Source organism: Pedobacter cryophilus (assembly GCF_005116455.1).
Taxonomy (GTDB): Bacteria; Bacteroidota; Bacteroidia; order Sphingobacteriales; family Sphingobacteriaceae; genus Pseudopedobacter; species Pseudopedobacter cryophilum.
On sequence record NZ_SWBP01000003.1, the window covers coordinates 375,253 to 389,476 of the forward strand.

Genomic DNA, 14,224 nt, shown 5'->3' on the forward strand with positions numbered 1-14,224 from the left:
ATAAAATAGCATTTATCATGGAAAACTTTAATGCCTTAATTGTAGACGATGAAGAGTACAGCCGCTCTTCATTGTATTTTTTACTTCAGGATAACTGTCCGAATGTAAAAGTGATTAATATTTCAAAATCTGTAAAAGAAGCCCAAAATTTCATTCTCGAGAATAAGGTTGACTTAGTGTTTTTAGACATTGCTATGCCTAGAGAGAATGGATTTGTATTGATTCCGTTGTTGCAGGAGAAAAAAATAATGGTTGTATTTACTACAGCCTTTGATCAATATGCTTTAAAAGCTATAAAAGCCAGTGCTGTAGATTATTTATTGAAACCAATAGATATTAGTGAATTAAAAATGGCCGTTGAAAAAGCTTTTACTATTTATAAATTAAGCCTGCTACATCATCAATACCATGATTATTCTAAAACTTTGAGTACGCTGGCCGAAAACCTGGAACAAAAGAGTAAAGAAATAAAAAAACTAACTATTGCGAGTACTTCTGGTTTTAAAATTATCATTCTAACAGACATTATATACTTAGAAGCAGATAGCAATTACTGCATTTTTCACCTAATTTCTGGTGAAAAAGTAGTTGCTTCCAAAACCTTAAAGGATTATGAAGAAATTTTAACAGAAAACAATTTTATTAGGATTCATAAATCTCATATCATCAACTTAATTTATTTAAAAGAGTTTAAAAATAATAATGGCTTAAACGTAAAATTAGTTAACGATATCACTATTCAAGTATCAAGAAGGCGGATGAGTGAATTTTTAGAAAAGGTTAAGAAAGTAAATTTAAAAGGTAAATGAAAAAATGCTTGGTGTTTTTTCTTCTATTTCACATTGTATTGCTCCCCAATGCCATTTCACAATCTTTACAATTTAAAAATCTTAATGTAAATGATGGTTTACTTAGTTCTACTGTTTACAATGTTTTTCAGGATAGTAAGGGATTTATTTGGTTTTCTACCATAAATGGAGTGAGTAAATATGATGGAAAAACTTTTGAAAACTTCACTACCGATAACGGACTAAGTGATAATGAAGTTTTAAAAATTAAGGAAGATTCTAAAGGCAGAATATGGTTTCTAACCTATAATGGTAGGCTATCATATTACTTAAACGGCATTTTTTATAATCCTAATAATAATGCCCTATTAAAAAAAGCTATTTGCCATTCAAACTTTGTTAGCTTTTACGAAGATGTTAATCATACTTTGTGGTTTTCTACTAATATTGGGGAAATAGTAAGCATAAAAAACAATACGGTAACCTTTAAATATGTAGATAATTTTAAATACGTACTTAGCAACTTATTTTATTTTGAAGATGTAAACAAAAATTTATGGTCTTGTAATGATGTAAGATTTCATAAAATAAAAAACACCGAATTTTCTATTTTTAAACAGAAATATTATCCATTAGATGTAAGGTCTATTTATTATTCTAAACAAACCCACACACTTTATTTTATGAGTAAAGAAGGTTTAATTGAGATGAAAAATGGTACTCAAAGAATTATAATAAAAATATCCGCTACTGTATTAAACAAAGGTATATCAAGTATTTTAGTAGAAAATAATAAACTTTGGATTGGACTTTTAGGGAACGGTGTTAAACTTTATGATCTAAAAAATAAGACTTTTGAAAATTTCTTACCTGACAAATTTGTTTCTTCTATAATCAGAGACTCCTACAAAAACATTTGGATATCTACCGTAGATAACGGAGTTTATTTACTTTCAAAAAAAGCAAATAAGTTTAAACATTACACAAAATTAAATTCTTTAACTAATGAATCTATTTATAGCATAATAAAAGATTCTAAAAATAAAATTTGGTTAGGATTAAGAAATGGCCAAATAAACATCATTAATAAAGATAAAATCGAAGTTCTTAATATCAAGGCAGATTCATTAATTTTTAATCCTGTAAAGCAACTTCATTATGATTATAAAAATAAAAAGATATGGTTTTTAAGTAGCACAAATACTGGTTACTTAGATGAAGATTTAAAGGCTAATTTATTAAACAACAAAAAACAAAAACTTCAATACGCATTAAAATCTTTTGATATTGACGCTAATAAGAACCTAGCCATTGCAACTTCTTCTGGTCTTTATATTCACAAATACAAAAAAGAAAACCCAGGTTTTTTTGTATTTGATAATGATAAATTAAACCGTAAAATTTACGATCGAACTTTTTGCCTAGCCTTTGATAAAAATAACAACCTATGGTATGACCAGTTAAATGGTTTGCATATTTTAACGTCAAACCATAAAATACTATCCTTTTCAAAAAAGATAATACCCTTAAACGATCGTATTGGTCATATTTTATGTGATTCTACCGGATTAGTTTATGCCTCTACTAGCTCTAATGGCATTTGTATTTTTAAGGATTATAAACTTGTTAAAGTAATTACTACTAAAGATGGTTTAAACAGTAATAACTGTTTAAAATCCTACGTTTTTAAAAATCAACTTTGGGTGATTACTAGTAAAGGAGTTAATAAAATTGAAAATCCGTTAGGCAAAATTAGAACTACCTCTTACACAGTAGATAACGGACTGTTAACAAATGAAGTAAATGACATTTTAGTTGATAGTGATTACGTTTATGTAGCAACAAACAAAGGTTTAACCAAAATAAACCAAAAAAAAGAGCTAAATAATGTGCATGAACTGCCCATTTACTTTAAAAAATTTATAATTAATGGCAAAGAATACCAAATAAGCAATAATATTATAGAGTTATCACATAAAGACAATAATATTCAAATAAGTTTTACTGCTATAGATTTTGAAGAGCCTGATAACATTGTTTATGAGTATAAAATTAAAGAAAGTGAGGAATGGATTCAAACTTCTAATAATATTTTACAGTTTGCATCATTAGAACCCGGTGATTATGACATCCAGGTTAGGGCTAAAATTATAGGAGGAATTTATAGTAAAACCATAAATATTCCAATTAAAGTTAATCCACCTTTTTATAAAAATCCACTTTTTATACTTTCTTTAGTTCTAATAATTATTACACTAACTATTATCGCAATTAATAAATACACTCGCCTAAAGCGGATTAAAGAGCACAAAAAATTATTATATGAATCAAAAGTTATTGCCTTAGAACAACAAGCTTTGCAAGCGATGATGAATCCACATTTTATTTTTAATGTGATGAACTCTATTCAATACTTTATCAATACAGAAAATAAAAGCACCGCTAACAAGCTTCTCACAGGTTTTGCTCGTCTCATTAGAAAAAATTTAGACATCGTTAATAAAGGACAAATAAGCTTATCAGAGGAAATTGAATATCTTAACCTTTACCTACAGTTAGAAAGCTTAAGATTTGGAGAAAAATTAAATTATAAAATCAATATTCATCCAGACATAGACGATGAAGAAATTTTCATCCCTTCTATGCTATTACAACCTTTTGTTGAAAATGCCATTTGGCATGGAATTATGCCAAATAATGGAAAAGGAAACTTAGCTATTAATATCAATCAAGATCAACAATCATTAAAAATAATTATAGAAGATGATGGAATTGGTATAGATAACTCATTAAAAACTAAAAATGATGGCTATATCAGTAGAGGGATGTCTATTACCAGAGAAAGAATTAAGTTAATGAATTTATTATCTGGTAAAGAATTGCATATTCAAGTTAATCAACAAGAAGAAGGAGGAACCCGGGTTAAACTCACTATTCCTTTAGCCTAAAAGAACTTGCTAAACATTAATTATCTTGATTTTAAATGAGAAAATAAAATATGACTGAGCAATACATAGAAGCACTTATTTTTGCTTCTGATACAAGTATTAGGGTAGAAGAAATCACCATCTGTTTGCAAACAACCTTACAAAAAGATTTTCTTGTTGAAGAAGTATTAGCTCATATTGAAAATATTAAAGATAAATACCATAAAAATTCATCTGCTATAGAATTAGTTAAAATAGCTGGGGGTTATCAATTCTTAACTAGAAAAGAGATGCTCCCTATTATTAACCAATTACACATCCAAAAATCGAAGAAAAAATTAAGTCAATCTGCAATAGAAACTTTGGCAATCATAGCTTACAGGCAACCCATTACTAAGTTAGAAATTGAACAAATAAGAGGTGTAAACTGTGATTATACCATTCAAAAGTTATTAGATAAAGATTTAATTTCTATTTCTGGTAAGGCAGAAGGCCCTGGTCGACCGCTTTTATATGCCCTAAGTCAGTATTTTTTAGATTATTTTGGAATTAATTCTATTTTGGATCTCCCACATTTAAAAGACATTGCAGAAAATAACAACACAGAAGTAGGTGAAAAATCAGAATAATTTCAATTCAATTTTTTGAAATTAAAATTTCCTTATATTTTTGACCTTATGATATTTCGAATTAAAAATTAAAAATATCTTTTTTCGTTTTTAAAAACTTGTTAACTTTAGAAGAGTAAAAAAAATCAAAAAAACATGGGAACGCCAAAGAAGCCGGTTAAAAAACCAATAGCTAAACCAACTGATGAAGATGATGACATCAATGAACTAGAAGACGAAAGTCCTTCAAAAAAGAAGTTTGTAGATGAAGATGATGATGATTTTGATTTACCAATAGATGATATTGGCGGATTTGATGAAATAGGTTTTGATGATGATGATGACTTTTAAGTTATTTTAAATTATATATTTTTGAAGCATTCAAATTTTTGAATGCTTTTTTTTTATCTTTTATCCAAATTACATATATGACCATCTTAGAAGTTGACTCTCCTAAAAAAATAAAAAAATTCTTAGCCGTTCCCCGAATTTTATACGCAGGTGATAATTTTTGGGTTTGCCCTTTAGATAATGATATAGAAGCAGTATTTGATGCTAAAAGAAATAATTTTCATACTCATGGAAAAATAACTAGGTGGATTTTACTTGATCAAAACCAGAAATTAATTGGCAGAATAGCAGCATTTATTAATGAAAAGAAAGCTTTTACTTTTGAGCAAGCAACCGGAGGAATTGGATTTGTAGAATGTATTGATGATGAAAGTGCTTTTAAAATACTTTTTGATACCGCAAAACAATGGCTAAAAGAAAATGGAATGGAAGCAATGGACGGCCCTATTAATTTTGGTGAAAATGATAATTTTTGGGGTTTATTGGTAGAAGGATATACACATCCATCTTACGGAATGAACTATAATAAACCTTATTACAAGAAGCATTTTGATAATTATGGCTTTACAACAATGTATGAGCAAATTACCAATCATTTAGATATTACAAAACCTTTTCCAGAAAGATTTACAAAAATTGCAAAATGGGTAATTAAAAAAGAAGGTTATACTTTTAAACCTTTAGACGTTAAAAACTTCGATCAATTTGCAGCAGATTTTCAGGAAATATATAATGATGGATGGAAAAACTTTGCTAACTTTTCTCCAATAAAATTAGAAACCGTAATGGAAAGCTTTGAAAAGATGAAGCTTATTATGGATCCAAAATTAATTTGGTTTGCCTATGTAAATGGTGAACCTGCCTCTTTTGTAGTTACGCTGCCTGATGCCAATTTGATGATTAAATCTTTAAATGGGAAACTTAATCTTTTAGGCAAAATTAAATTCCTTTACAACAAACTTAGAGGTGTAAATAGGATGAGGGCTGTGGTAATGGGCACTAAAGAGAAATTTCAAAAACACGGCTTAGAGTCTGCCATTTTCATCAAATTAGGGGAATACGTTTTACCCAAAAAGCAATACGATGAATTAGAACTTTCTTGGGTAGGAGATTTTAATGACAAAATGCTAACCCTGCATGAAGCTACGGGAGCCGTTTTAGGAAAAAAACACGCCACCATGCGTTACATGTTTAACAAAGATTAATGTTACTTTTTTGGAGATGTAGCGAAATCAGGGTTGCTTTGAATTTGTTTTCTGGTAACATTGGCCCAGTCAATTAAAACTTTGCGCTGTGCATCTGTTAAAGCTGCATCTCTATGAACCCAAGTGTAAGAATCTAAAGGCATCCAATGATCTTCTTGGCTTTCAATTAATTCTTCTAATTTATGATCCTGTCTTTTTAAAGTATAAGTTGTAAACTCATCTAAATTAAATTTTCTTTTACCTTCTTTAACATGATCATTTAACCACCAAGCTACAGGTTGAATATTGCTATACCATGGATAAACGGTATTGTTACTATGGCAATCTTTACAAGCCACGCTAAGTAATTGGTTAACTGTATCAGGTACGGTATATTTTGTTGAGATAGCATTAGGTTGAGCACCTGCGGCAATGTTTTTTTCTGGCCTGATAAACTGAATAACAATTATAACTACACCTAAAGCAAGTAAAATTTTCTTAATCATGGTTATTAGTATTAAAATGATGTTTTATAATATTGTTTAATTCTACTGATAATTTACCGTTTGTGGCTACAACATCACAAGTTTCTAATGCATTTGTTCCGCCTGAGAAATCAAAATATTCTCCACCAGCTTGTTTTAATATCAAAAGTCCTGCCGCTATATCCCAAGGCTTTAAATTGTATTCAAAATAGGCATCAAACCTACCACATGCTGTATAAGCTAAATCTACTGAGGCCGCCCCTATTCTTCTTAACCCATGGCATTTTTGCATTACATCATTAAAAAGATTAATGTAAGATTGTTGTCTTTTAAAATCGTAGTAAGGAAAGCCCGTAGCTATTAATGAGCTGCTTAAATCCTTGTTTTCAGAAACGGAAATTCTTTTTCCGTTCAAAAAAGCTTCGCTTCCTTTCCATGCATAAAAGCACTCATCTCTATTGATCTCGTAAATTACACCAACAACTAATTCATCGTTTTCTTTTAGAGCAATACTTACTGCGTAAGTAGGAATTCCGTGAATAAAATTGGTGGTTCCATCTAAAGGATCTATAATCCAATTAAACCTTTCTGCTGTAGCATTTTGAGTTCCTTCTTCTGCTATAAAGCCAGAATCTGGTAAGAGTAAACTTAACTCATTTATAATTTTAGCTTCAGCAGTTTTATCAACATAAGATACCATATCATTTAAGCCCTTATATTCTATATGTGAGGAATTAAAAGCCAAAGACTCTTCTCTAATAAAGCCTCCCGCCATTTTTGCTACTTCTATAACCTGCTCACATAAATCTTTATAATTCATACTAATCTTCTACTTTAAATGTAAATAATTTATGGATGTAATAGCTTGCAAAGCCTAAACTTAAAGCAGATAATATTCTAGAAATAATTGGTAAAACATCCCAAAACTCCACAAAAAATCTTAACAAACTATAGTTAGCAAAAAATCCTAAGCCTGCTATTAAAGAAAATCTAAAAAACTGCTTGCTTCCTTTTACGGTTGATTCAGAAAAAACAGCGTATTTAGTTAAGATAAAATTAGCTATTACCCCGCAAGAATAAGAAACAACTAAAGATATTTCATGCGCACTCACCTGGTAATTAAAAAGCTTTATTCTCTCTTTACCTAAAAAATAAGTAATGGCAATAAAATAAACAAACACATCTACCACCATACCAATACCAGCAGAAAGAAAAAACCTGATGACCTTACTTTGAAGAAATTTATTATTGATTACTAATGTTTTAATTTCAGTATTCACTAAGCCACTTCCTTTCCTTTTTTAGCGGCATTTAATGATAAAAATATACCAACAATTCCTCCTAAAACCAAAAGAGTAGAAATTAATTCGGCCTGTGTAAAAGAAAAAGAACCCACATGATATTTAGAATTCACCCTAATCATTTCTACAAAAAACCTTTCTAATCCATTTAAAATTAAATAAATAGAAAACAATACTCCAGGAATGGTTATTTTTTTTCTAATAGACCAAAGAAAGAAAAACAATAAAATACAAGCTACGGCTTCATAAAGTGGCGTTGGATACACAGGAAGTGCTAATTCATAACAAAACTTACCTTCACAACCGGGTATTAAAACCCCTTCATTAATTACGTTATGAGGATATTTAAAAGACCAAACCCAATCTGGAGCCCATGATAGCCAATTTGGTTTTGGATTAAGGTTATTAATTCCCCAATCTCCATCTCCAGATAATTGGCAACCAATTCTACCTACACCATAAGCCAACATTAAGCCCGGTGCAGAAATATCACACATGTGAATAGCCTTTATTCCGTTTTTACCTGAGATATATAATACCGCTATGGCACCGCATATTAAGCCTCCGTAAAAAGTTAATCCGCTAAAAGAAAGTAGGTTTTGAATTGGGTCTTCCATAAAACGATCCCAATATTCTAGATTATCAAAAAGCTTGGCGCCAATAATCCCTGCAATGGCAGCCCAAGCAATTAAAGTCCCCATTAATTGATACGGATGAACCGTTTCTGTTACTTTTTTAGGTTGAGGTAATTGTGTTTTCTTTTTTTCTTGATAAGCCCAATAAACAAATATTGCCCCAACAATAATCCCCGCAAAGAAATTCCCTTTTAAAGACAAGATAAAACCCTGAGGATCATTTACAAATGCACTATAGTTTAATAAGCCATAAATAATTTTATATCCTATTAAAAAACCAAATAAGCCATTTAAAATCAATTCAGATAAGCTTGCTGGTTGTCCAATAATTATTTCTCTTTGAAAAGGATGTACCTGACCCAGCTTTTCTCTCCTTTTAAATTCTTCTGAAAAACCCCAGTACCCTGCAATAAATGCCATGGCAACAAAAAAACCAAAGGTTTGTATGGGTAAAGGAATGTTTATTCCAAAAAGATATTCTATTAAGTGCGAAAGGGTTGGGAACATGTATAAAAATAATGAATAGGTTAGAAATTAATGAGTTAATATTTCGTGTGCTTCGGTTACACTTACCTCGCCATCGGGTAAAAGTTCTGTTAATTTAACAGTTTTTAATTCGTTCACTAAAACGGGATCGTATTTCACTTTCACTTTTACATAATTAGAGGTAAAACCATGCATAAAACCTTCTTTATGATCTGCCTCAAAAAGAACTAAAGCATTTTTACCTAGCTGAGTTTCATAAAATGCTCTTCTTTTTTTATCTGATAAAATATGCAACATTTTACTTCTATCAGCTCTTTGCGAACCTGGCACTACACCTTCCATATCTTTGGCCGGGGTATCATCTCTTTCTGAATAGGTAAAAACATGCAAATAAGAAATATCAAGTTCATTTAAGAAATTGTAAGTATCTAAAAAATCTTCTCGGGTTTCACCCGGAAAACCTACAATCACATCAACTCCAATACAGGCATTAGGCATTAAAGATTTGATGGTGTTTACCCTATCTACATAAAGCTCTCTGCGATAGCGCCTTTTCATTAAACCTAAAATTTTATTAGAGCCTGATTGTAAAGGAATATGAAAATGCGGGACAAATCTTTTAGACTTGGCTACAAACTCAATAATCTCGTTGGTTAATAAATTTGGTTCTATAGATGATATTCTTATTCGGTTTATTCCTTCTACTTCATCTAAAGCTTGTACCAAATCAAAGAATTTATCTGCTCTTTCTCCATTTCTGATTCCAAAATCACCAATATTTACTCCGGTGAGAACAATTTCTTTTACGCCAGATATTACTATTTCTTCGGCTTGTTTAATGATATTTGGAATGGTATCACTCCTACTTTCTCCTCTGGCTAGTGGAATGGTACAAAACGTACAAGAATAATCACAACCATCCTGAACTTTTAAAAATGTTCTGGTTCTATCCCCATAAGAATAAGAAGATACAAATTGATTGGTTTCATCAATTGGTTTATTATGGATGATTGTTTTAGGCTCTTTGGTAAGATCAGAGATAAAATCGACAATCATAAACTTTTCCGCAGCGCCCAAAACCATATCAACACCTTCAATCTCCGCAATTTCTTTTGGCTTAAGCTGAGCGTAGCATCCTACAATGGTAATATATGCTGATGGAGAATGTTTAAGAGCTTCTTTTACTACTTTTCTGCATTTTTTATCTGCATTCTCTGTTACAGAGCAGGTATTGATAATGTAAACATCGGCAGCTTCGGTAAAATCAACAGTTTCAAAACCTGCGTTTGTAAACTGCCTACCAATGGTAGATGTTTCGGAGTAATTTAATTTACATCCAAGCGTGTAAAAAGCAACTTTTTTAGCCATAATTTATTAAGCTGCAAAGATATGAATTTTGAACTAATTCGTTTCTTTTTCTCCCCATTGGTAACTATCCACCTCAAAACCAGCTAAATCTAATACCCTGTTCACTACCGTTGCGGCAACCTCTTCTAAGGTTTTTGGCTTACTGTAGAAAGAAGGTACTGCCGGGCAAATCACTCCTCCAGCCTCGGTAATGGTTTTCATATTATTAATATGTATCAAATTTAAAGGAGTATCTCTTGCTACCAAAATCAGTCTTCTTCTTTCTTTAAGGATCACATCTGCGGCTCTGGTTGTTAAATCATTAGAAATACCCGATGCTATTCTTCCCATAGTCCCCATAGAACACGGTATAATAATCATGGTATCATAACGGGCGGATCCTGATGCAAAAGGTGCCATAAAATCGTTTTTATCATAAAACTTTACATTAAAATCTTTGTAAGATTCGTCTTCTAACTCGTAGCGCCAAACATCTTTGGCATTGTCTGACATGATAACTGCTAAATCTTGAATTTGAGTTTCTAAAACCGCTAATTTTTGTAACAGAACTTTAGCATAAATAGCCCCACTAGCACCGGTAATTGCAACTACTATTTTCTTTTTTTTCATATAAAGCTTAACAATAAAAATTCAAAAAAGTTGTAAATAAAAAAGGGCCGAATAACAAGTATTCGACCCTACATCTACCTATGAAAAACATGCCCTTTGGGAGGGCATGACAAATATAGAAACAATTATTTGTTTACACAATTAATTTATAGAAATTTAATATAAAATTTAATATTTCTTTTGAATTAAAATTAAACAAAATCATAAATATATTTTTATATACATTTTAACTAAAATGATAAAAATATATTTTAATGTAAAAATGACAGTAATTGATATTTCAACTTAATTCCTCGCTATTAACTCTACAACTTTTTTAGCGCTTAACATGGCGGCATTTATTGATCCATTTAATAGATAATCGCCGCATTTATACACTGATTTAGAAATTTTATATTCCGAATCAGATATTTTTGTTTCCACAGATTTTTGATCTGGTAAAGCATATGGAATGAAATAGCTGTGTAAATATCTCCAGTTTTCTACTCCCTTAAACCAAAAGCTCATTTCAGACTTTACTTTTTGAATCAATTCATCAGGGTGTAAATGACTCACATCATCCAAAATTGAAATAGAAATTAATGATTCCCCACTTTTAGAATACAAGGCAGATACCTGGTTCATCACTGCAATATTATTTACCAAAGCATTTTCATTGGCATTTAAAGCAATTATTGGGTCTTTAAAAGGCGCAACGTTAGAAGTAAAATACATATTTGTAACCGTTCTCTTTAGATGTTGAGTTTGTTGATAAGGAGAGGGAATATGATCCTGATCTGTGGCTATAATAATATAATTAGCTTCATAAGTTTGATTACTTTCTGTTTTTACCTTATTTTCTTCAACGGCAACTACTTTAGTGTTTAATAAAATCTCATGCTCCATTAAATCTTTAGCTAACTGTTTAGGAATCTCCCCCATTCCTTTGGCCGGTATTACAGTATCTCCTTCGCTAAACATCTTAAAAACAAAATTGAACATCCTGCTAGAGGTAAATAAATTCTTTTCTAAAAATATCCCAGATAAAAATGGCCTAAAAAAATAATTAATCATTTTATCACTAAAGCCTTTTCTTAATAAATAGCTATCTGTAGTTTGTTCATTTTCTTCAAAAATTTGTTCTACGCTTTTTTTCTCTAACTGCTTTTTTAATAAAAACATTTGAAGCTTATCTCCCAAAGATCCCGCAGGAGAAAATAGTGTCTTTAAAAATGAAGAAGGTCTACGTAGTGGATCCATAATTTCAGTCATCCCTTTTTCATATAAAATTTTTGCTCCAGGCAAAAAAGGCTTCAAGTTCAAATCTTTATAGTTCAAAAGCTTTTTGGCTTCTGGATAGGCACTTAATAAAACCTGGAATCCTCTGTCTAAAAGAAAACCGTCTTTTTCATCGGTCCTCACCCTGCCACCAATACCGTCTGATGCTTCTATCACTAAAATTTCAAATCCTTTGGCTTTTAATAATTTTGCAGCAGTTAAACCAGCAATCCCAGCACCTACAATAATTACTTTCTTTTCTTTCTCCAACATCTTATTTTAATAATTTGATCCTTAAATTGTTTGCAGTTTTAACAAATTAAACATAAAAAGGCTTTGTTTTTTTAATAAAACATAAAAATGAATAGATATAGAACGTTAAAATCAAGATTTTATACTTTTGAAAGAAAAAAATGAATTTTCATACTAGAAAATGGGTTAAACCCGAGGATCTTAACGCAAACGGAACATTGTTTGGAGGAAGCTTACTGAAGTGGATTGATGAAGAAGCTGCAATTTACGCCATGTGCCAGCTTGATAATAAAAGAGTAGTGACAAAATACATGTCGGAAATAAACTTTTTAAGCTCAGCAGTACAAGGAGACATTATTGAGATGGGAATTGTTGCCACTCATTTTGGAAACACTTCTATAACCTTATTTTGCGAAGTAAGAAACAAAGTAACTAGACACAGCATTCTCACCATTAACAAAATTGTATTTGTAAATATTGATGAGAATTTTAGTCCTGTGCCACACGGAAAAACAAAAATCACTTCTTCTTCAGATAAATTTAAAGATTAATCTTTTTTCTTAAAGTTATTTTTCCATTTTGGTTTAAAACTACCCTGACGCTTTGCTTTTGGATTATAAATAGGTGCTTCACCTAAACCTTCGGGTAATGGTAGTTTAGGAATTTCTTTGCCTATTAATTCTTCAATTCTTGAAAAACGATGTTGGTCTTTATCATTGATAAAAGTAATGGCTGTACCAGTAGTTTCGGCTCTGGCGGTTCTACCAATTCTATGGATATAATCTTCAGGATCTGGCGGAACGTCAAAGTTTACCACTAAGCTAATTCCTACCACATCAATTCCTCTAGAAATCACATCGGTACCAATTAAAACTGCCAAACTTTTACCTCTAAACCTCACCATAATATCTTCTCTACTTTCCTGATCTAAATCAGAATGGAAAGCTTCAGATTTTATTCCTTGTCTGTTTAAAGTGCTGTTCAACTTTTTAACAGTTTCTTTTCTGGATGCAAAAACAATCACACTTTTATATTCGCTATTGGATAGTATCTGCTTCAATAAATCGATCTTTTGCTCGTCGTAAGCTAAATAAGCCTGTTGTAAAATCCCAACAGAAGGCATAGAAACGGCAATATTTACTTCTACAGGGTTGTGTAGTATTTTCTTAGAAAGCGCTCTAATTTTTGGTGGCATGGTAGCCGAGAAAAGCAAATTTTGCCTTTTAGCAGGCAAATAGCTTATAATTCTTACAATATCTTCGTAAAAACCCATATCTAACATCCTATCTGCTTCATCTAAAACTAAATGTTTTAAATGCGTAAGATTAATAGTACCTGATGTTAAATGAGCAATTAATCTACCCGGTGTTGCCACTATAATATTTACGCCATCTGTCAAAGATCTTTTTTGCTGCTCATAGCTAAATCCATCTCCTCCACCATAAACCGCAATAGAAGAACAGCCTGTAAAATAGGCTAATCCCATAATCTGTTGGTCTATTTGTAGCGCTAATTCACGAGTTGGGGCTAGAATTAATGTATCAATAAAAGACTCGTCTTTTTCTTGAATTTTATGCAGCAAAGGCAGCAAATAAGAAGCAGTTTTACCTGTACCTGTTTGTGCGCAAGCAATTAAATCTTTGTTAGCAAGTATATGCGGAATAGCCTCTTGTTGAATGGGTGTTGGCTTGGTAAAACCCATGGTATCTAAACCTTCCTGCAATTGAGGAACAAAATTAAAATCTTCGAATTTCAAAAAATAATGATTTGATAAGGAACAAATATAACCTAATTAATGATGTATGAGTCATTAATTTAATTGCGGCCAATAAGCTAATTATAAATAAAACAGACATACAAATCATCATTAAGCTTTGTTTGAAATACTAATGATAAATTTAGTGCCTTTTTCTAATTCTTATTATAGCTATGCCCAATTATTTTATTATCATTGATTTAATAATTTGCTAAGC

Annotated in this window: 14 protein-coding genes; 6 read left to right on the forward strand and 8 right to left on the reverse strand. The window is 31.0% G+C overall.

The annotated features are described in order from the left end of the window. Positions 1-17: 17 nt before the first annotated feature. The 5 genes from FA046_RS10685 to FA046_RS10705 all read left to right on the forward strand — a co-directional run bounded on the left by FA046_RS10685 (position 18) and on the right by FA046_RS10705 (position 5,879). The gene (locus FA046_RS10685; protein ID WP_136826389.1) at positions 18-809 is read left to right on the forward strand and encodes a LytR/AlgR family response regulator transcription factor; all 792 of its coding nucleotides are present in this window, start codon (positions 18-20) and stop codon (positions 807-809) included. Beyond that, the gene (locus FA046_RS10690; RefSeq protein ID WP_136826390.1) at positions 806-3,736 is read left to right on the forward strand and encodes a ligand-binding sensor domain-containing protein; all 2,931 of its coding nucleotides are present in this window, start codon (positions 806-808) and stop codon (positions 3,734-3,736) included. The genes FA046_RS10685 and FA046_RS10690 overlap by 4 nt, the downstream gene beginning before the upstream one ends. 50 nt (positions 3,737-3,786) lie before the next feature. Continuing rightward, positions 3,787-4,344, forward strand: coding sequence for an SMC-Scp complex subunit ScpB (scpB, locus tag FA046_RS10695; RefSeq protein ID WP_136826391.1), 558 nt, complete (start codon positions 3,787-3,789; stop codon positions 4,342-4,344). Between the two features lie 135 nt (positions 4,345-4,479). Continuing rightward, complete coding sequence (locus FA046_RS10700) at positions 4,480-4,674, forward strand: hypothetical protein (protein WP_136826392.1); 195 nt, start codon at positions 4,480-4,482, stop codon at positions 4,672-4,674. A 77-nt stretch (positions 4,675-4,751) separates the two neighbouring features. Next, positions 4,752-5,879, forward strand: a complete 1,128-nt coding sequence (locus FA046_RS10705; RefSeq protein WP_136826393.1) for a GNAT family N-acetyltransferase — start codon at positions 4,752-4,754, stop codon at positions 5,877-5,879. Between the two features lie 2 nt (positions 5,880-5,881). Here the strand turns inward: FA046_RS10705 and FA046_RS10710 are convergent, their stop codons facing one another. The 7 genes from FA046_RS10710 to FA046_RS10740 form a co-directional block, all read right to left on the reverse strand. Beyond that, positions 5,882-6,364, reverse strand: a complete 483-nt coding sequence (locus FA046_RS10710) for a heme-binding domain-containing protein (protein WP_136826394.1) — start codon at positions 6,362-6,364, stop codon at positions 5,882-5,884. Then, complete coding sequence (locus FA046_RS10715; protein WP_136826395.1) at positions 6,357-7,163, reverse strand: inositol monophosphatase family protein; 807 nt, start codon at positions 7,161-7,163, stop codon at positions 6,357-6,359. Before FA046_RS10715 ends, FA046_RS10710 begins: the two co-directional genes overlap by 8 nt. A 1-nt stretch (position 7,164) precedes the next feature. Beyond that, positions 7,165-7,623, reverse strand: coding sequence for a GtrA family protein (locus tag FA046_RS10720; protein ID WP_225870919.1), 459 nt, complete (start codon positions 7,621-7,623; stop codon positions 7,165-7,167). After that, a complete protein-coding gene (locus FA046_RS10725) occupies positions 7,623-8,786 on the reverse strand; it encodes a prolipoprotein diacylglyceryl transferase (protein ID WP_136826396.1) in 1,164 nt (387 codons plus the stop codon). Before FA046_RS10725 ends, FA046_RS10720 begins: the two co-directional genes overlap by 1 nt. Positions 8,787-8,813: 27 nt before the next feature. Beyond that, complete coding sequence (gene mtaB / locus FA046_RS10730; protein ID WP_136826397.1) at positions 8,814-10,133, reverse strand: tRNA (N(6)-L-threonylcarbamoyladenosine(37)-C(2))-methylthiotransferase MtaB; 1,320 nt, start codon at positions 10,131-10,133, stop codon at positions 8,814-8,816. Positions 10,134-10,166: 33 nt separating this feature from the next. Beyond that, entirely contained in the window at positions 10,167-10,742 is a 576-nt protein-coding gene (locus FA046_RS10735; protein ID WP_136826398.1) for a UbiX family flavin prenyltransferase, read from the reverse strand. A gap of 285 nt (positions 10,743-11,027) precedes the next feature. Continuing rightward, positions 11,028-12,272, reverse strand: a complete 1,245-nt coding sequence (locus FA046_RS10740; RefSeq protein ID WP_136826399.1) for an NAD(P)/FAD-dependent oxidoreductase — start codon at positions 12,270-12,272, stop codon at positions 11,028-11,030. A gap of 140 nt (positions 12,273-12,412) precedes the next feature. Here FA046_RS10740 and FA046_RS10745 point away from each other — a divergent pair, with 140 nt between their 5' ends. After that, positions 12,413-12,802: an acyl-CoA thioesterase gene (locus FA046_RS10745; RefSeq protein ID WP_136826400.1), complete on the forward strand. Its 390-nt coding sequence runs from the start codon at positions 12,413-12,415 to the stop codon at positions 12,800-12,802. On the opposite strand, the gene FA046_RS10750 is transcribed toward FA046_RS10745, so the two are convergent. Next, positions 12,799-14,007, reverse strand: a complete 1,209-nt coding sequence (locus tag FA046_RS10750) for a DEAD/DEAH box helicase (protein ID WP_136826401.1) — start codon at positions 14,005-14,007, stop codon at positions 12,799-12,801. The genes FA046_RS10745 and FA046_RS10750 overlap by 4 nt on opposite strands. Positions 14,008-14,224 lie beyond the last annotated feature (217 nt).

What these genes read in the sequence shown, in the direction of transcription:
- FA046_RS10700 (WP_136826392.1), top strand. Translation starts at nt 4,480, where the DNA reads ATGGGAACGCCAAAGAAGCCGGTTAAAAAACCAATAGCTAAACCAACT.
- FA046_RS10735 (WP_136826398.1), bottom strand. Translation starts at nt 10,742, where the DNA reads ATGAAAAAAAAGAAAATAGTAGTTGCAATTACCGGTGCTAGTGGGGCT.
- FA046_RS10685 (WP_136826389.1), top strand. Translation starts at nt 18, where the DNA reads ATGGAAAACTTTAATGCCTTAATTGTAGACGATGAAGAGTACAGCCGC.
- mtaB (WP_136826397.1), bottom strand. Translation starts at nt 10,133, where the DNA reads ATGGCTAAAAAAGTTGCTTTTTACACGCTTGGATGTAAATTAAATTAC.
- FA046_RS10745 (WP_136826400.1), top strand. Translation starts at nt 12,413, where the DNA reads ATGAATTTTCATACTAGAAAATGGGTTAAACCCGAGGATCTTAACGCA.
- FA046_RS10710 (WP_136826394.1), bottom strand. Translation starts at nt 6,364, where the DNA reads ATGATTAAGAAAATTTTACTTGCTTTAGGTGTAGTTATAATTGTTATT.
- FA046_RS10715 (WP_136826395.1), bottom strand. Translation starts at nt 7,163, where the DNA reads ATGAATTATAAAGATTTATGTGAGCAGGTTATAGAAGTAGCAAAAATG.
- FA046_RS10740 (WP_136826399.1), bottom strand. Translation starts at nt 12,272, where the DNA reads ATGTTGGAGAAAGAAAAGAAAGTAATTATTGTAGGTGCTGGGATTGCT.
- scpB (WP_136826391.1), top strand. Translation starts at nt 3,787, where the DNA reads ATGACTGAGCAATACATAGAAGCACTTATTTTTGCTTCTGATACAAGT.
- FA046_RS10705 (WP_136826393.1), top strand. Translation starts at nt 4,752, where the DNA reads ATGACCATCTTAGAAGTTGACTCTCCTAAAAAAATAAAAAAATTCTTA.
- FA046_RS10690 (WP_136826390.1), top strand. Translation starts at nt 806, where the DNA reads ATGAAAAAATGCTTGGTGTTTTTTCTTCTATTTCACATTGTATTGCTC.
- FA046_RS10725 (WP_136826396.1), bottom strand. Translation starts at nt 8,786, where the DNA reads ATGTTCCCAACCCTTTCGCACTTAATAGAATATCTTTTTGGAATAAAC.